This window comes from Paraburkholderia sp. CNPSo 3274, assembly GCF_024206475.1.
Taxonomy (GTDB): Bacteria; Pseudomonadota; Gammaproteobacteria; order Burkholderiales; family Burkholderiaceae; genus Paraburkholderia.
Genome location: NZ_JAMBPR010000031.1, coordinates 49,694 through 66,853, shown reverse-complemented (window position 1 = coordinate 66,853; position 17,160 = coordinate 49,694). Strand labels below are relative to the sequence as shown.

15 protein-coding genes and 4 pseudogenes are annotated in these 17,160 nt (G+C 63.7%); 6 read left to right on the top strand and 13 right to left on the bottom strand.

The features are described from left to right. The first annotated feature begins 279 nt into the window (after positions 1-279). Positions 280-549: a hypothetical protein gene (locus tag M3I54_RS21735; protein WP_254339658.1), complete on the top strand. Its 270-nt coding sequence runs from the start codon at positions 280-282 to the stop codon at positions 547-549. 18 nt (positions 550-567) lie between these two features. On the opposite strand, the gene M3I54_RS21730 is transcribed toward M3I54_RS21735, so the two are convergent. The 3 genes and pseudogenes from M3I54_RS21730 to M3I54_RS45385 form a co-directional block, all read right to left on the bottom strand. Beyond that, positions 568-1,152 carry a hypothetical protein gene (locus M3I54_RS21730; RefSeq protein WP_254339656.1) on the bottom strand — a complete coding sequence of 195 codons (585 nt, stop codon included), beginning with the start codon at positions 1,150-1,152 and terminating at the stop codon, positions 568-570. Between the two features lie 319 nt (positions 1,153-1,471). Further along, positions 1,472-1,969, bottom strand: a pseudogene (locus M3I54_RS21725) (ShlB/FhaC/HecB family hemolysin secretion/activation protein); the annotation flags it as partial. Between the two features lie 41 nt (positions 1,970-2,010). Then, a pseudogene (locus tag M3I54_RS45385) lies at positions 2,011-2,142 on the bottom strand (ESPR domain-containing protein); the annotation flags it as partial. 279 nt (positions 2,143-2,421) lie between these two features. On the opposite strand from M3I54_RS45385, the pseudogene M3I54_RS21720 reads away from it, so the two are divergent. From M3I54_RS21720 to M3I54_RS21710, 3 genes and pseudogenes are all read left to right on the top strand, one after another. Next, positions 2,422-2,616 (top strand): annotated as a pseudogene (locus M3I54_RS21720) (transposase); the annotation flags it as partial. A gap of 698 nt (positions 2,617-3,314) precedes the next feature. Then, a pseudogene (locus M3I54_RS21715) lies at positions 3,315-3,618 on the top strand (citrate synthase); the annotation flags it as partial. Between the two features lie 291 nt (positions 3,619-3,909). Then, complete coding sequence (locus M3I54_RS21710) at positions 3,910-5,457, top strand: methyl-accepting chemotaxis protein (RefSeq protein WP_254339712.1); 1,548 nt, start codon at positions 3,910-3,912, stop codon at positions 5,455-5,457. A gap of 54 nt (positions 5,458-5,511) precedes the next feature. Here the strand turns inward: M3I54_RS21710 and M3I54_RS21705 are convergent, their stop codons facing one another. From M3I54_RS21705 to M3I54_RS21695, 3 genes are all read right to left on the bottom strand, one after another. Beyond that, positions 5,512-5,976, bottom strand: a complete 465-nt coding sequence (locus tag M3I54_RS21705) for a hypothetical protein (RefSeq protein ID WP_254339654.1) — start codon at positions 5,974-5,976, stop codon at positions 5,512-5,514. 31 nt (positions 5,977-6,007) lie between these two features. Beyond that, the gene (locus tag M3I54_RS21700; protein ID WP_254339652.1) at positions 6,008-7,036 is read right to left on the bottom strand and encodes a helix-turn-helix domain-containing protein; all 1,029 of its coding nucleotides are present in this window, start codon (positions 7,034-7,036) and stop codon (positions 6,008-6,010) included. 251 nt (positions 7,037-7,287) lie between these two features. Beyond that, the gene (locus tag M3I54_RS21695; RefSeq protein WP_254339646.1) at positions 7,288-8,106 is read right to left on the bottom strand and encodes a DeoR/GlpR family DNA-binding transcription regulator; all 819 of its coding nucleotides are present in this window, start codon (positions 8,104-8,106) and stop codon (positions 7,288-7,290) included. 30 nt (positions 8,107-8,136) lie between these two features. On the opposite strand from M3I54_RS21695, the gene M3I54_RS21690 reads away from it, so the two are divergent. Then, positions 8,137-8,724, top strand: a complete 588-nt coding sequence (locus M3I54_RS21690) for an NUDIX domain-containing protein (protein ID WP_254339645.1) — start codon at positions 8,137-8,139, stop codon at positions 8,722-8,724. 34 nt (positions 8,725-8,758) lie between these two features. Beyond that, a complete protein-coding gene (locus M3I54_RS21685; protein WP_254339644.1) occupies positions 8,759-9,055 on the top strand; it encodes a YciI family protein in 297 nt (98 codons plus the stop codon). A 27-nt stretch (positions 9,056-9,082) separates the two neighbouring features. On the opposite strand, the gene M3I54_RS21680 is transcribed toward M3I54_RS21685, so the two are convergent. The 7 genes from M3I54_RS21680 to M3I54_RS21650 form a co-directional block, all read right to left on the bottom strand. Next, entirely contained in the window at positions 9,083-9,886 is an 804-nt protein-coding gene (locus M3I54_RS21680) for an FRG domain-containing protein (protein WP_254339643.1), read from the bottom strand. A gap of 123 nt (positions 9,887-10,009) precedes the next feature. Next, positions 10,010-10,513 (bottom strand): pyridoxamine 5'-phosphate oxidase family protein, encoded by a 504-nt coding sequence (locus M3I54_RS21675; protein ID WP_254339642.1) that lies wholly within the window; start codon positions 10,511-10,513, stop codon positions 10,010-10,012. 95 nt (positions 10,514-10,608) lie between these two features. Further along, a complete protein-coding gene (locus M3I54_RS21670; protein ID WP_254339641.1) occupies positions 10,609-11,460 on the bottom strand; it encodes a carbohydrate ABC transporter permease in 852 nt (283 codons plus the stop codon). A gap of 21 nt (positions 11,461-11,481) precedes the next feature. Continuing rightward, on the bottom strand, positions 11,482-12,456 hold the full coding sequence (locus M3I54_RS21665) for a carbohydrate ABC transporter permease (protein WP_375542184.1): 975 nt from the start codon (positions 12,454-12,456) through the stop codon (positions 11,482-11,484). Between the two features lie 81 nt (positions 12,457-12,537). Beyond that, the gene (locus tag M3I54_RS21660; protein WP_254339640.1) at positions 12,538-13,800 is read right to left on the bottom strand and encodes an ABC transporter substrate-binding protein; all 1,263 of its coding nucleotides are present in this window, start codon (positions 13,798-13,800) and stop codon (positions 12,538-12,540) included. A gap of 61 nt (positions 13,801-13,861) precedes the next feature. Continuing rightward, a complete protein-coding gene (locus M3I54_RS21655) occupies positions 13,862-15,862 on the bottom strand; it encodes a beta-galactosidase (protein WP_254339708.1) in 2,001 nt (666 codons plus the stop codon). Positions 15,863-15,885: 23 nt separating this feature from the next. Continuing rightward, entirely contained in the window at positions 15,886-17,058 is a 1,173-nt protein-coding gene (locus M3I54_RS21650) for an ABC transporter ATP-binding protein (RefSeq protein WP_254339638.1), read from the bottom strand. Positions 17,059-17,160: the final 102 nt, after the last annotated feature.

Genomic DNA, 17,160 nt, shown 5'->3' with positions numbered 1-17,160 from the left:
TGCTCGCCGCATTGTCCGCCGCTCCCGGGTCATAGACTGGTCTCGCAGTCGAACGAATAACCTGGGGGCGGCGATGCGGGTCACGAACTGGATTCTGGTGCTGGAATGCGCGTATATGGAGTTTTCCAGCTGGCGCGGCAAGAACGTGTATCGCCGTACGGTGGCGTACGACAGCGTGGTTTGGTGCTAGACCGAAGCCATTAGCCATCGACGCAACGGCAATCCTCCCTTACAGTCGAAGACTTTACCGTCATCGCTGCTGGACTCGAGGATTCGAACATGCTGTTCCCCGCCGTTGCCACCGTCGCCTTGCTGATCGTGGTATATGTCCACGTGAACATTCCGCGCTTCACCGAGCGAGGCCCGAAGCGCATCGTCGCCCACGCCACGCTATTGCTGGCCGGCCTGTGCTTCGGCGTGGTCGGCGCGATGATGTCCGGCACGATCGCGCCGCCGTGGGCGATGATCGCGTGCGGCATGGGCGTCGTGCATTTGCCGGCGCTCTGCGTGCTCGTGCTCAAGCGCTTCAGGCATTCCGGGCGCAGCTAAGATCCCGGCCCAGGCGCCTCACCGGCACTGCAACACGACGACGCCACCAATCCCCTGCTTATTCGGCAACGTGGCCGAGTAACCAACGGCAACCAGCGGCTTCGTCGCGTCGTGCCCCACGACAACCGACTGAACGGACAACTGCCCGGTCGTCGAAATCCCATTCAACGGCGACTGCGAGTTCGTCAGCGCATACTGGGTACCCGCCAGATTGATCGACAGGCTCAGATTGTTCAACGTGCGTGCCACGAGATCGAGCGTGGCCGTAGCCGTTGCGAGCGTACCGGTTACTCCGCCATCATTGTTCGCCACCGTATCAGCGATCAGTTGGGTACATGCGAGCGCGCCGCTCGTCGCGGACAATGACAGCGGCGTGCCGACCGCATAGTGAACGCCCTGCGCGCTCGTATACGTATTGGCGTCCATGTCCATGGCCTGATTCCACCGGCCAATCGCAACATCGCTACCGACGCCCTCGATTTCGGTCACCGCACCCTTGGCGAGCCCAAGGCAGTCGGTCGCCGCAGCCGACGACGCAAGCGTGGTAAATGCACCACCGGTCTGTTGAACCTGGCTCGATGCGGGCGCATTCGATGCAGTCATGTTCCTGTTCTTCGAATTCGCCGCCGGCAAACTCGGCACAACAACCACAGCCAGTTGACCGTTGTTCGCCGCCACCTGCGGGGCCGATCCCGAATAAGTGAAGTTGCCGTCCGGCCGGCACGCCGTCTGGGCCGAAGCTTGCGGTGTCGAGGCTCCGCCGGGAGCGGAGGCTGCTGACGCCGCTCCGCCTGCCGCGGCATTCGAGCCACTCCCGTTACCGCCACCGCATGCCGCCAGCAGCACGGAAGCACCCATCAAAACCGCCAGCAATTTACTCTTTCCCATCGTTGTTATCTCCTTATGGTCGGTGAATCGTTCATCAGAATTGCGCTGTTACCTGAAAGCCCAGCGTTACGCTCGGCGCGGGAAAACCTGACGGTGCATAGATTGGCGTACCCGCGAATACGTCATAGCTGTAGGCGCCAAAGCGAGACGGCACCGAACCTTTCAGGCCGATAGCCGCACCCGCGAGCTGCGTGCCCGCGAGAAAAGCGGTCGCCGGACCCCACAGGTGGCCGTAGTCGACACCCGCATAGAGAACCTGCCCCGATTGCCCGAGCGGATACTGGAGTTCGTTCCGCCAGTAGAAGCCTTTTTCCGCCGCGAGCATCGTCTGGCCGCTGAAACCTCTCACCGTATAGCGGCTACCAATCGTCAGGTCGTCGATATAGTTCAGCTCGTCATTCGTGAACTGCCCATGAAAGGTTCCGACATAACGAAGCGACTGACTGGCGACCGCGAACGGAACCAAAATGTTCGCGTCGAGCGTGGCCATGTGATAGTAGTAGGTGGGTCCGCTTGTCGTATTTGGCATCGCGCAAGCGCGGCAAATACAACGCGGCGCATGGCGAAAAGCGTGAAGGACCGAAGTGTGCATGAAGGCCCGGTTTCTCCATGACTCGCGTTGCCGTGTCCAGTTGCCGTTTCAGAAACGGCGACCAGCATACCCCTGAGCTTGTTGAAAACAAGCCGGTAACAACGGTTATGCATTGCCTGTACCCGTAATACTGAATGAAGCCCAGCGCGACGCGGAGCGCTTTTCAATTGTTTTACGACGACGCGCAGCTATAACCAAAAATTGGGTGCCGTTATGCGAATCGCTTCAAGCGTGTAGTAGACGAGACTAGTCTACTGGCCGAAGAATCATCACCAGATAAATCCGAATTTGCATCGACTTCACAACACTTAATGATTTAGGGCAAGGCTCCAAAAGCCCGCGACTTCACCAATCAGCGCACGCGCCGCAAGGACAGCGTCGATGAAGTGGCGCGTCGCAAGAACCGCAACAAGTCGAAGATTCGCGCCCGGGTCGAACATGTGTTCGCCGTGGTCAAACGGTTGTGGGGTTTCACGAAGGTGCGCTATCGGGGTCTGGCGAAAAACGCCAATCGCGCCTTCGTTGCACTCGCCTTGGCAAACCTTTACCTGTCGCGAGGCCGATTTACGGGACAGGTCCGCCCGTAATGGGCGAAGCGCGGGCGAAAAGCCCGCATAGAGCGCCCGTGGCGCGACAAAACGAACCGGAATGACCATCTTCATCGGTGATTAGGAAAGTCTACGCATGCAGCATCGCGATCAGTCGCGTTTACACGGCTTGATCAGCATTGCCTTAGCTCAGTCATCTAATACGCGCCGGATTATTTCTCCACTTCCATTTAGTAAAGATTCCTAAATATTTGAGAAAACTGCAAGATGAACGTCTGCCCGTACCTCGGTAGCGAGATCCCCGACGGCGACGCGCTCGGTCTCGACGCGCAGCGCATGTAACGGCTCCTGCGCGATCCGCGCGGAACTCGCGCGGAGCTCCTACGTTCTACGGCGTACCGCTCATAGACGCGTTCGACGAAACCGTGCGCGAACACGCCCAGATCAGCGCGTCGATTCCGCGCAAGGAACTCGTCGTGGCCAGTACGGGGAGCGATGCCGTATTCGAGCCGCCGTACGTCACGCGCACGAACTGGCAGGCGAGCAAAGCCGCACTCGTCGCGGCGCTCAAGCCGAGACTCACGGCGGACGCCGATATCGAGAACCTCGTCTCGCTGCTCGACATCCTCGACGACGAGGGCAACGATGACGACGTCGCAACGGACCAGCCTCCAGGCGCCGCGCCCGCCACGCCTGAATCAGCAGCAACGACGACCGAGCCCCCACTATCGAAGAGCATCTACCGCGCCGAAGACGTCGCAAGCCTGTGCCGCAAGAAGCAGGTGAGCCGCAAGCGCGAGGCGCTCGCCGCGGGCACGATCTTCGGCGCGGAGCCGTGCATCTACAGCAGCATCACCACCGTTTCCAAAGGGCCGACCGTATTACCGGGGACGCGACGGCATCGCCATGGCGCAGACGGCCACGCTCGAAGACGTGGCCACCCTGCTCTGGAACGCGCGCGCGGACGTGACGTTCGAAGCCGCCGATGTGCGCCTGCACGGCGACGAGCGCGGCCGCGAATGCGCGTTCACATCGCTTGCGGCCACCGGCCAGCGCTCGAAGACACCAGCGCCCCCGCAAGCGCGGAAGAAAACGCCAAAACGCCCGACGCGGCGACACTCGAAAAGAACCGCCTCTTCAAATCCGTGGCGCGCTGAGGCGCGCGCGATTCCCCCCAATAAACTGGGGAAAACCACCATTGCGCAAAGACTCCGGCGCCGACCTTCAGTTCCTTCACCCAGAGCCGTAAACAGGTTCAGTGCTTTGCCGTCTCACGCGCGAAGCACGACCGTTTTTCTGCTACGTAGCCCCTCGCGTTCTGGAGCCAACTTCGTGTTTGCACGACTCTCTATCTCTGTCCGTCTGCGCATCGCGGTCGGAGTGCTGGCCTTGCTGATCGTGGCAGCCGGCGTTTCCGGCCTTGCGGGCATGTCGCGCACCAATACGGCGCTCGGCTATGCCTACTCGAACCAGCTGGTCGCCGCCATCAACATCGGCAAGACGAACCTGAATCTGACTATCGCGCGCACGACGCTCGACCGCATCCTCCTGCACCCCGACGCGCCCGACGTTCTGCCTTTGCTCGAAAAAGCGCAGAACTATCTCGCCACCTCGAACAAGGCGTGGGAGGTTTACCGTTCACTGCCGCACGACCCCGAAGAACAGGCGCTCGCCGACGGCGTTCAGGTCGCCCTCACCGGCATGCTGGAGCAAGGCATCCAGCCGCTCATGGCCGCGATCAAGCAAGGCGACCGCCAGGGTCAGGACGATATCGCGATGAAGCAGATTCCGCCGCTCTCGGTCGCGCTTACCAAGGCCTCGACTGCGCTGGAGGCATGGCAGAAGGCGCATGGCGAGCAGGCGTTCGACCGCGCGCAGGACCGCTATTCGTGGCTGCGGGCCGGCAGCATCGCGCTGATCGTGCTCGGCCTCGCGGTGGCGGGCGTGTGCGCCGCGGGATTGCACCGCGCGATCGCAGCGCCTCTCGAGAACGTTCAGGGCGCACTCCAGCGCATTGCGGACGGCGACCTGACCGCGAACCTCGAAACGCGTTCCAGCGACGAAATGGGCCGCCTCGTGGCGAGCCTCAAGGCCATGCAGGACGCCCTCGCACACACGTTGCGCAAGGTCAGCCATAGCTCCGAGTCCATTTCCACGGCGACGCGCCAGATTGCCGCTGGCAACGACGACCTGTCGCAGCGCACCGAAGAGCAGGCGGCCTCGCTTCAGGAAACGGCCGCGAGCATGGAGCAGCTCACCGCGACGGTCAAGCAGAACGCCGAGAACGCGCGCACCGCGCAAACGCTCGCCAACAGCGCGCAGGAAGTCGCCAATCGCGGCTCGCAGGTCGTGAGCAACGCGGTGCAGACGATGGAGCGCATCGACGGCAGCTCGCAGAAGATCGCCGATATCACCGGCATCATCGAAGGCATTGCTTTCCAGACCAATATCCTCGCGCTCAATGCGGCGGTGGAAGCTGCGCGCGCGGGCGAACAGGGCCGCGGATTCGCCGTTGTCGCGAGCGAGGTGCGCTCGCTTGCGCAGCGTTCGGCGGCCGCCGCCAAAGAGATCAAAACGCTGATCGCCGAATCGGTCGAACACGTTTCGTCGGGCTCGGAGTATGTGCGCTCGGCCGGCGAGACGATGAACGAGATTGGCGAGTCCATTGGCCGCGTGACGACCATCATGCACGAGATCGCAAACGCGTCCGAAGAGCAGCGCGACGGCATCGAGCAGGTGAATCTCGCGGTCACGCAGATGGACCAGGTCTCGCAGCAGAACGCCGCGCTCGTGGAAGAAGCGGCCGCGGCCGCCATGGCGCTCAGCGAGCAGGCCGACTCGCTGCGCGATGCCGTTGGAGCGTTCAGGCTCGCCCGCTGAGCGCACTCACGAAATACTCGAAGCGATCGAGGCGGCGCCGGCGAACCGGCCGCCTCAATTCGACGCGTTGTTCAGCAAGACCATTGCGTGGATCTTTGCGCAGGCCAGCTCCCGCATCCGGCGGGACCCGTCGAAGTCCCGGGCTTTCATGGCAGCCGCCGCGCAGCCACGCTTTTCCAGCCGCTCGGCCAGCAGCCAGCAAAACGCGTCCAGCGCGGCCCTGCCGTGGGTCGCGATGAATTCGTGCATCACTTCGTGGACGGCGCCTTCCTGTGTCGCCGCCGAAAGCATGCTGGAAATATGCGACGCGCCGCGCGCGAGTTCGAGCGAATACGCCGCTTCGTAGTAGTACAGGCCGCCTTGACGCGGCCTTTTGTGGGCCTTTTTCATGTTTCCCCCGTTTGCCTGGATCTCGCAGGCGCCTGCATCTTTGCAGGAGGCGCATGACGCGGCAATGAATCGGCGGTGCTCGAAGCCAAATCTGTCGTTACGTCTCAAATACTTGTTGTTTTGTCTCACGCGCGGCTTGCACGATCCGCGCGATTCATGCTCAACGCATCAAGGCCATCCAGTAGCGCCAGTCGTCCGCCGTCGCCTCTTTCGCCAGCTCGCTATCCCCACTAAGCGCCAGCATGCGTACCGCCCGCGGCGAAAGGCCAATCGAGCGGCGAAACGCCCGCGTGAAGTTCGCGGCGTCGGTGAATCCGTGTGCGGCGGCAATGCCCGCAATAGACATGCTGCGTCGCGCCGGGTCGGCGAGCATCTCGCGGCAGCGCCGCAAGCGGCGCTCGCGCACATAAGTCGCGAAACCGCCCTCCTGCTCGAAAAGGCGGTACAGCGTGGCGCGCGACATGCCGAATGCACGCGCAACCCATTCCGCGTTCAGTTGCGGATCGGTCAGGCGCTTCTCCACATAGCGGCAGATCGATACGAACGCGCATTGCTGAACCGCCGGCATGTGTTCCGGGCTCACGCTCGCATTGAGCGCGCTGGCCGCGAGTTGAAGCGTCGCGGGCATGACGGCCTGGGCGTGGGTAAGCGTCATCTGCGGTGCGTGCCGGTAAAGCGCGCCCAGATGCTCGCGCAATAGTGCAACCGTCGGATCGGCGCCGCGAATCACACGCATGCTCTGCTGGTCGGGCGCAGTCAGCAAAGGGGCGAGCAAGCGCCGCGGCACCGCCAGATTCAGGAATTCGCTTTGCGTGGCTTCGGTTGCGAGCGGTTGGGCCGCGTCCACAATGAACATGTCGCCCGGTTGCGTACACGCCTCCGGGCCGCCGTCGCGCGCGCGGCAATGGCCGCCTAGATAGAACTGCAGAACATATTGATCGTGGCCGTCGCGCCCGATCTTGGCGTTCGAGCGGTCGTAGCGCTGCGCGCCCGTGCGTATCGAGCCCAGCACCACGTCGCCGAACAGATAGCCACTCACGGTGGAGCCAAAACCGGCATCGCGCGCTTCGGCGGTCTGCGTATCGAAGATGACGCTCACCGCCTCGCGCCATGCGGAAAACTGCTGATCGCGAGGCAAGACGCTGGTGTCGAACGCGGAATGCGGCAGGGACTTTGGCGCTGGGCTCATGGGCCACCTTGGTATGCAAAACGGCTAGGGGATGGGAATCCTCCGCTCGATTACTGCACTATCGGTTGCGCGCGCATTTTCTTTAGGGTGCGCGCGGGCAGAGTTTGTGTTGAGTTCGGGGAACGCGCCCTGCTGCGCGCATGGCGGGCGGCCGCTCGCCCGTGAAGCATGGGCTCTTCGTCGCCGAACTGCTGAACTGGCGCGTGCAGAAGCTGGTGCCTCGCGCTTGGCGTGACGGCGCGCGCACGAACTCAAGCGCGCACCACCGTCACACCAGCTGCTTCGATCGGCTCGATCAGCTTCGCATCCGTCGAACGCTCGACGACGATGGTCTGCGCCATGCCGATCGGGCCGATGCAGTACGGCGATGCGGCGTTGAGCTTCGCGGCCGACGCCAGTACGACCGTTTCAGCCGCGCGCGCGGCCAGTGCGCGCTTTACATAGGATTCCTCGAAATCGCCGGTGCTCAGCCCGGCTTGTAGGTGAACGCCCGTCACGCCCATGAAGTACAGGTCTGCGTGAATGTGCGCGATCGCCTCCACGGCCGCCGCGCCTACCGTGACCATCGAATGCTTGTAGAGCTTCCCGCCGATCAGCACGACCTCGATGGTGGGATGCTCCGCGAGCGCCACCGCGACACCGGGGCTATGCGTGACGATGGTCGCCTGCAGATCACGCGGCAGGCACTCGACTAGAAGCGCCGAAGTCGTCCCGCCATCGACGATCGCCACCTGCCCCGGCGCGATCATGTCCGCGGCCTTTTGCGCGATGCGCCGTTTGGCCGCCACCTCCATGCCGCGCCGCTCGGCAATGGGCGCCACCGCCGGCGAAGCCGGCAGCGCGCCGCCGTGCACGCGCTGCAAGAGGCCTTCGGCCGCCAGTTCGCGCAGGTCGCGCCGCACCGTGTCCTCGGAAACGCCGAATTTCGCGCTCAGTTCGCCGGCAAGCACCTGACCGTCGCGCTTGAGCGCTGCGAGTATCGCTTTCTTTCGTTGATCTGTGAGCATGAGAATGGCACGAACCGGTTTGCACGAATTTTCTTGATTTTGCACGAAACTGCACGATACCATGAATGGCGAATGCTGACCAAGGGGAACGAGATGACTGCAACGAAAGACCGCGTGCGAATGATCGAAACCACCGTGCTGTCCGACGACTGGTATGTGCTCCGCAAGGTGACCTTCGACTTCCTGCGCAGCAATGGCACGTGGCAACGCCAGAGCCGCGAAACCTACGATCGCGGCAACGGCGCGACCATCCTGCTGCACGACCCGAGAAGCGGCAACGTCGTGCTCACGCGGCAATTTCGCATGCCGACGTTCGTCAACGGACACGACGGCATGATGATCGAGGCGCCGGGCGGCCTGCTCGACGACGCCGCGCCCGACGAGCGCATCCGCGCCGAAGTCGAGGAAGAGACGGGCTACCGCGTGCGCAATCTGCGCAAGGCGTTCGAGGCGTACATGAGTCCGGGCTCCGTGACGGAGAAGCTTTACTTCTACCTGGGCGAATACGACCCCGCCGAGCGGCCCGGCGCGGGCGGCGGAGTCGAGGAGGAAGGCGAGGATCTGGAAGTGGTCGAAGTGCCGCTTGGCGAGGCGCTAAGGATGATCGAGCGCGGCGAGATCGTGGACGGCAAGACGATCATGCTGCTACAGCATGCGGCGCTGCGCGGTCTCGCGCGATAACATAGACACTCCGCCCGTTTTCTATCGACCACCCATGTACATCGTTTCGCTGATCTATACCGCTTCGCTCGAGCGCATCGACGACGCCCTTCCCGCGCATCGCACGTACCTCGACGCGCAGTTCGAAGCCGGCAATTTCATTGCCGCCGGTCCGAAAATGCCGCGCGACGGCGGCATAGTCATCGCTTCGCACATGCCGCGCGAGCGGCTCGATGCGCTGCTCGCAGCCGATCCCTTCGCGCAACATGGCGTCGCCACCTACGAAGTGACGGAATTCAAGGCCACGCGCCTTGCGCCCGGCCTCAATCTGCCGCGGCCCGAAACGCCGTGAGTGTGGCCGCTGCGGGCCGGAGCCGATTCAGTTCGGCGAGCCCGCAACCGGCACCACCATGCCCGACCACACGATCTCCAGCTCCACCGCAATGGATCGCGCGAGCCCGTCGAGCCCCGGAAACAGAGACGCATTCGTGATGTTCATGCGGTAGAGCCACTTCATCGCGTCCATGCGGATGCGTTCAGGCAGCACGATCTTGTGCAGCAGTTCCTCGTGGCTCTCATAGCCTTCCAGAATTGCCTGCAAGGGCTTGTCGATCACGCCCGGCACGACGAACGTGCCCGACTGCGCGACGAGCCGGTCGTCCATCTCGGTCGGTTCGCCCGACCAGAGAATTTCGTTCGTGTTGCTAAAGAAGTAGCGCTCGAAGTTGTCGTGCGCGCGCGGGTCGATCACGTCGCGCGTGAGCGTGGGATTGGCCTTGGGCAGCGCGCGGCTGTTCCAGAGCGCAGGGGTGTTCAGCGCGTAGACGGCCGCGTCGCCGGTTGCGCGTTCGAGCGCGAAAAAGGCCGCGACGAACGGGCTCTTGGTGAAGTCGAGTAGCCGCGTGGGCGCGCCGTGGTGCTGCATGAGCGCGAGACAGCGCAGGTCGTCCTTGAGCAGGTCCGGATGCGCGAGAAAGTTGTGCGCCTTGCGGCGAAACACACGAATGGCGCGCTCCTCGCGCTGACGCCATTGCAGCCGGTCGCCCACGTAGTCGCGCATGTAGCGCGTGAGCGAGCTTTCGAGGTGCCACTGCGCGTTCAGCTGGCCGCGAAACGCCCAGCCGTCGAGTTGCGTCGTCAGCGCCATGAACTGCTGCCAGTCTGTGAGTACCGTGGTCTGCATCGTTATTCCGGTAGCGTTTGTTTTTGCGTTGGCCGTGCCCATGAAGCGCGCGCGCCGCAGAACACGCTAGCACATCGACGATGACAACATCACGAAGCTTTTCGCCGCGCACTTCAGGCAAACTCAGGCAAATTCACGCAGCATCGCGATCTGCTCGCGCCAGCGCGCCAGCACCTGCGCGGGCTCGTGGAGCCGGAACGTCACGCCGCTCAGCACCTCCGCATACTTCGCGCGATGCTCGGTGATGGATTCGATTTCCACACGAAATACGCTCAGTTCGAGTGCCGTTTGCCGCTGCGCCACGGCGTGCGAGCGTGCGCGAATCTCCAGCAGCGCGCCGTCATGGACGAGCGAGAGCGTGAGGCGGCCGTCGCGCGCGAGGTTGGCTGTGGTGCTGGACTGCGGCCAGATCGCGATCAGCAGCGTGGTCGCGTTCACGGCCAGGATCTCGCCGGCGCTCAGTTGCGCGCCGTGCGGCCAGCCGTCCTCGCTTACGGTCGAAAGGCGAACCGCATCGGCGAGGCGCGCTTCGAGGTGCTCGCCGTCGAATTCGCGCATGAGCGCTGCGGGAAGTTGCGTGGGCGATGCGGGCTGCATCGCCTGCGGGGCCGGTTCGTTTTGCTGCATGGGGCGTTCCTTGCGGGCGTGACTTGCGTCGGGTCGTTCGAAATTGGACCGTAGCGCCGCGCCGAAGTCAAATTGCCCCGCCTTTCATCTACCGTTCAGCCCTTGGTCGCGCCGAACGTGAGCCCCGCCACAAAGTGCTTCTGCATCGCAAAGAACATCATCACCGAAGGCAGGGCAGCAAGGACCGAGCCTGCGGAAACGAGGTTCCATGCCGTCGTCCACTGCCCCTTGAGGGCCGCAACGCCCACGGTGATCGGCGCGGCGTCGTCGCCCTGGGTCAGGCACAACGCCCAGAAGTAGTCGTTCCAGACGAACGTGAACACGAGAATGGCGAGCGCGGCGAGCGCCGGGCGAATGAGCGGCAGCACGATGCGCACGAACACGGTCCACTCGTTCGCGCCCTCGATGCGCGCGGCTTCCACGAGTTCGAACGGCAGTTGCTTGATGAAATTGCGCAGGAAAAGCGCGCAAAAACCGGTCTGGAACGAAAGATGGAACAGGATCAGACCACCAACGGTGTTGTAGAGCCCAAGCTTGAGCGTGAGGTCGCGCACCGGAATCATCAGCACCTGGATCGGCACGAAGTTTCCCGCAACGAAGGTTGCGAACAGCGCCGAATTGCCCGGAAAGCGGTAGATGGCCAGCGCGTAGCCCGCCAGCGCCGCGAGCGCGATCGCCCCGGCCACGGCGGGCAGCGTGATCTGCACGCTGTTCCAGAAATAATGGAGCATCGGCGAAGTCGTGAGCGCGTCGCGATAGTTCTCGACCATCGCGAAGTGCCTCGGCCAGCCCCAGTAGTTGCCTTCGCTCAGTTCTTCGGTGGAGCGCACGGACGTGACCAGCACCGCAATGAGCGGCAGCAGCCAGATGACGAGCGCCACGGGCAGCGAGAGCTTGTACAGGCGGCGCGACGCGGGCTTCCATTTGTCGACCGGAATCGGAAACATGTGGGGCTCCTCGTAGCGGATTCAGTGCTCGCTGCGCAGCAGGCGGCGCAGGTGATAGACGATGTAGACCAGCATGATCGCGAACAGCACGACGGCAATCGCGGCCGAATAACCGAGCCGGTAGTATTTGATTGCCTGGTCGTACATGTAGTACGCGAGCACCGTCGAGCTCTCGAACGGTCCGCCGCCCGTCATCACGGAGATGAGGTCGAAACTGCGCAGCGCGCCGATGACCGTGACCACCACGGCCATGAACGTGACGGGCCGCAGTTGCGGCAGGATCACGTGCCAGAGCATGGTCCACCCCTTCGCGCCTTCCATGCGCGCAGCTTCGATCTGCTCGCTGTTGAGCGTGGTGAGGCCCGTGAGATAGAGAATCATGCAGTACGCAGTTTGCGGCCAGAGCGCTGCGAATATGATGCCCGGCGTGGCGTAGTTCGGGTCGCCGAGCACGGGAATACCGTGGCCCAGAATGAGCGCGAGCAGGCCGAACGTGGGGTCGTAGAACCACGAGTAGATAAGGCCCACCACCACGCCCGAAAGCACGAATGGCGCGAAGAACAGCGACTTGACGATGCGGATGCCGCCCACGGCCTGATTGAGGTACAGCGCGATCGCAAGGCCCATGGGCGGCGCGAGCAGGAACAGCACCAGCCAGATCACGTTGTTCTTGAGCGCCGTGTAGAACGTGGGCGAGTGGAACAGCTCGATGTAATTCGCGAGACCCACGAAGCTCGCTTCGCTCATGCCGTCCCAGTTGTAGAGCGAGAGACGCAGCGTGGAGAGAATCGGCCAGATCACGTACACCGCGAACATGATGACCGCGGGCGCGAGAAAGAGGCACGCGGCACGGCGCTGGCGCCGCGCGGTGGGCGACGCACGGCGGCGCGGCTGAATGCCCCGCCCGCTTGCGTGCGGCATGCCGCCGTTCTCGCCACCTGCCGGCGCGGCTCCGTCCACGCGATGCGCAACGGTGTGCGTCACTGCCTGTCTCACGGCAAAAACCTCCCTTGTCAGGCTCCGTGGCGGGCGGCAGCGTAACAGCAGAACGCACCGCCCGCCTTCTCTTCAAACGGCTTACTTCTTGTAAATACGCTGACGCGTCTGCTCCAACTGCGCGAGAATCGAGTCGAGCTTGGTCGGATCGGACACGAACTGCTGCATGCCCTTCATGCCTTCGTCGGCCATTTCCTTCGTCATGTCGCGGTCATAGAACTGCGCAATGCCGCCCTTCGTATTCGAGAGGATCTGGAAGCCGATCTTCGAAATCGGGTCCTCGGGCTCCGGCGACTTGCTGTTGGCCGAAAGCGAACCCAGCCCCTTTGCAAGTTGCTCGCCAATTTCGGGCGTCTCCGCAAACGCGAGGAACGCACGCGCATCGGCCTTGTTCTTCGCCTTCCCCGGAATATGCAGTGATTCGACCGGACCATCTTCGGCGGTCGGCACGTTCGAGTCGATGATCGGGAACTGGAAGTAGCCCATCTGCTGCTTGACCGTCGGGCTGAAGCCGCCCGTAATGAAGGTGCCCATCAGCATCATCGCGGCCTTGCCCTGGAACAGGAACGGCTGTGCCGCATCGAGGTCGTACGAGAGCGAATTGGGAATGAAGTCGCCGTCGTCGAGCAGTTGCTTCCACGTCACGTAGACCTTCTTCACTCGCGGGTCGGTGTACGGCACTTCGCCTGCCATCAGCTTCTGGTGGAACGCGTTGCCGTTCAGGCGCAGGTCCAGATAGTCGAACCAGCCCGCCAGCGTCCATGCGTCGCGTCCGGCCACGGCGATCGGCGCGATACCCGCGGCCTTGAGCTTCTTGCAGGCGTCGAGGAATTCATTCCACGTTTTCGGCTCGCTCTTGATGCCCACCTTGTCGAACAGGTCCTTGCGATAGAACATGCCCCACGAGTAATACACCGTGGGCGCGGCGTACTGCTTGCCCTGGTACGACGAAGCCTCCTTCGTCGAGGCGTACATGCTGTCCCAGTTGTTCTTCTTCCAGTCGTCCGACAGGTCCGCGAAAAGGCCGCGCTTCGCGTAATAGGCCATGCGCTCGCCGTCGTGCCAGTTCACGATGTCGGGCGGCGCGGTCGTGAGCCAGTTCGGCAACTGGACCTTGTAGGCTTCCTCGTCGACGAACGACACCTTCACGTCGGTACCGGGGTGCGTCTTCTTGAACTCGTCGATCACCTGTTCCCACACGGCGCGCTGGCTTGCGCCCTTGTAGGCAATGTTCATTTCGAGCGTGCCGGCCTGCGCCGCGCTCGCGAACGTGCCTGCAAGCGCGCCCGCCGCCAGCGTCGCAGCAACGAGCAGGGTGCGTGGTCTGAAGGTCTTGCCGATCATGCGTGTCTCCTTGGTTATACGTCGTTGTCGGTGCTGCATCGGAAGCAACTGCGCAATGCGTCTATTGCGAACGGAAGGCGCTCACGCCCTGCGGCTCTATCGTACGCGAGCCGATCACGTATGCATCGTCGGGAATATCCGCAGAAAGCGTGTGCGTGCCCGGCCCGTAGTTGAACACCCAGGTGAAGCCGCCGCGCCGGCTCACGCGGATCGCGTCGCCAAGCGGCTGCGGCGCAAGGCCCGCTTCGCGCGCCACGCGCGCAAAGAGCGCCTGCGTGCTCGCCTCGTCGAACAGGCTCGCGAGGTAGTGGACGGCGCCGCTCTTCACATAAGCGGGATGGCCGTCGCTGAACGTCGCACGCACTTCCGGCACGTCCCAATCGTTGTCGCCGGTGTTGGCACCGAGTTCGATCAGATCACGCCAGTGGCGCGCGTGGCCTTCGTGCGCACCGTCCATCTCGAAGCGCACCGGCTCGCTGATGTTGGGCCGCAGCGACTCCACGCGCCACACGCGCAGCGGCAGCAGCGCGGCCAGCGGCCCCGGCGGCAGGTTGGCGGGAATCTGCAGATCGACGGTTTTCGAGCCCGTGCGCGGCCCGATCACCACTTGCGCGCCCGAACTGGCGAGGCGCTGCGCGAAGTCGTCGGGCACGATCGGCAGCGGCGGCACGACCACGAGCCGGTAACCCTCGAGCGGCGCGTGCGCCGAAACGATATCCACGTCGAAGCCGAGCGCGCGCAGCGCCGAGTAATACTCCACAGCGAAGCGCGGATAGTGGAAATCCGCGCCCTGCGGATGAATCTCGAAGAGCCACTTCGCCTCGTAATCGAGCACGAGCGCAACAGGCGTCTTCACGTCGAAGTCGCGGCCGCCCTTCGCCGCCGCAACCACGGCCTCGATTTCCTCGGCGACGCGCGCCGCCTCCGCACTGCCGAGGTCGGGGCGGTTATCGGGCGTATTCAGGCCCGCGTGCATCTGCTCCTGCGCAAACGGCGCCTGGCGCCAGCGGAAATACGACACGCAGCCCGCGCCGTGCGCGAACGCTTCCCAGCTCCAGAGGCGCACCATGCCGGGCAGCGGCGCGGGGTTCCAGTGCGCCCAGTTCACGGGACCGGGCTGCTGCTCCATGACCCAGAATGGCAGCTTCGACATGCCGCGATACACGTCGTGATTGAACGAGGCGAAGTCCGGGTGGCCGGTGCGCAGATAGCGCGCCTTCACTTCGGGCGCGAACCACTGCTGGTCGAGCGCGCCGAGCGGATAGCTGTCCCACGTCGCGACGTCGAGATCGGCGGCGACCTTGTAGTGATCGAACTCCATGAAGAGCTGCATGAAGTTGTGCGCGATGGGCCGACCCGGCGAATGCGCTCCCAGGACATCCACCTGCATGCGGTTGTAGCGCTGCACTTCATCGGAGGCGAAGCGCTGGTAGTCGAGCCGGTGCGACGGATGCGCCTCGGTGACGGTGCCAACGGGCGCATCGATTTCGTCGAAGCTGCGGTACTCCATGCTCCAGAACACGGTGCCCCAGGCGGTGTTGAGCGCGTCGATACTGCCATAGCGCGCCTTGAGCCATTCGCGAAATCGCTGCACCGCCGCTGGCGAGTAGCTGACCACCGTTTGATGGCAGCCGTACTCGTTATCCGTTTGCCAGTACGCGACGGCCGGATGCTGGCCATAACGCGCTGCGACCGCCTCGCAGATGCGCCGCGAAGCCTCGAAATACGCCGGCGACGAAAAATCGTAATGGCGCCGCGAGCCGAACGCGCGCACGCGGCCATCGGCGCCCACGGGCAGGATGTCGGGATGCTGGTCGATCAGCCACTTGGGCGGCGTGGCCGTGGGCGTGCACATCACCACTTGCAGGCCGGCGGCGCCGAGCGTGTCGATCGCGCGATCGAGCCAGCCCCAGTCGAATTCACCTGGCGTGGGCTCGATGCGGCTCCACGCGAACTCGGCGATACGCACCTGCGCGATACCCAGCGCCTGCATGCGCGCGGCGTCGTCTTTCCACATGGCCTCCGGCCAGTGCTCCGGGTAATAGCAGACTCCAAGACGCATCCCTGTGTCCTCGGTTGTTGTTTTCATGCGGGTTGATCGGCGGTGGCGAGCGGCGCAACGGCAAAGCCGTCTTCCGCAAACAGATGGCACGCGCTCGCGCTCGCACGGAATTGCGCGGTGTCGCCGCTACCCAGCCGTGCATCGCCGGGCGCCTTGGCGACGAGCACTGCCCCACCCGGCTGATCGAGATGCACATAGCTGTGCTCGCCGAGCTCCTCGACCAGCGTAATGGGAAGCGAAATCGTCAAGGCATCCTGAGCATCGCGCGAGGCACGCGATGCGACGCCCTCCACCACCAGTTCGAGGTGCTCGGGACGCACGCCGAACGTGACCGGCGCGCCCACGGCGAGCCGCGCGCCCTGCACCGGCAGCCGCACCGTTTCGCCGCTTTCGTCGAGCGTGACGCTCACGCCGTTCGCATCGATGGCAGCCACGCGCGCCGGCAGAAAGTTCATGCGCGGCGAGCCGATAAAGCCCGCCACGAAGCGGCTAGCGGGCCGGTGATAAAGCTCTAGCGGTGCACCCACTTGCGCGATGCTGCCGTATTGTTCGGTATCCTTACCGCTATGCAGGAGGACGATCTTGTCGGCGAGCGTCATCGCCTCGATCTGGTCGTGCGTCACGTACACCACGCTCGCCTGCTCGAACTGCCGATGCAGACGCGCGATCTCGATACGCGTCTGGCCGCGCAAGGTGGCATCGAGATTGGAGAGCGGCTCGTCGAACAGGAACACACCAGGCTCGCGCACGATCGCGCGGCCAATCGCCACGCGTTGCCGCTGGCCGCCCGAAAGGGCCTTGGGGTGACGCTCGAGCAACGCTTCGAGTTGAAGAATGCGCGCGGCTTCGCGCACCTTGCGGTCGATCTCGGCCTTCGGCGTTTTCGCGAGCTTGAGGCCGAACGCCATGTTCTCGTACACGGTCATGTGCGGGAACAGCGCGTAGCTCTGGAACACCATGGCCACGCCGCGCTGCGCGGCGCTCACGTCGTTCACAAGTTTGCCGCCAATCGAAATGTCGCCGTCGGTCACGTCTTCCAGGCCCGCGATCATGCGCAGCAGCGTGGACTTGCCGCAGCCCGAAGGGCCGAGGAATACACAGAACTCGTTCCTGCCGATCTCCAGATCGACGTTGCGAATCACCGGCGCATTCTCGCCGTATGCCTTCTGAACGCCGCGTAACGAAATGCTCGCCATCGTCCCGTCTCCATGTTCTAATCAGCACGAACCGGAGATTAAGCGCTTAATCAGCAGCCCATAAAAAGTGATCGCTTATGCGATCCTGGCTGCCTTGTCTCC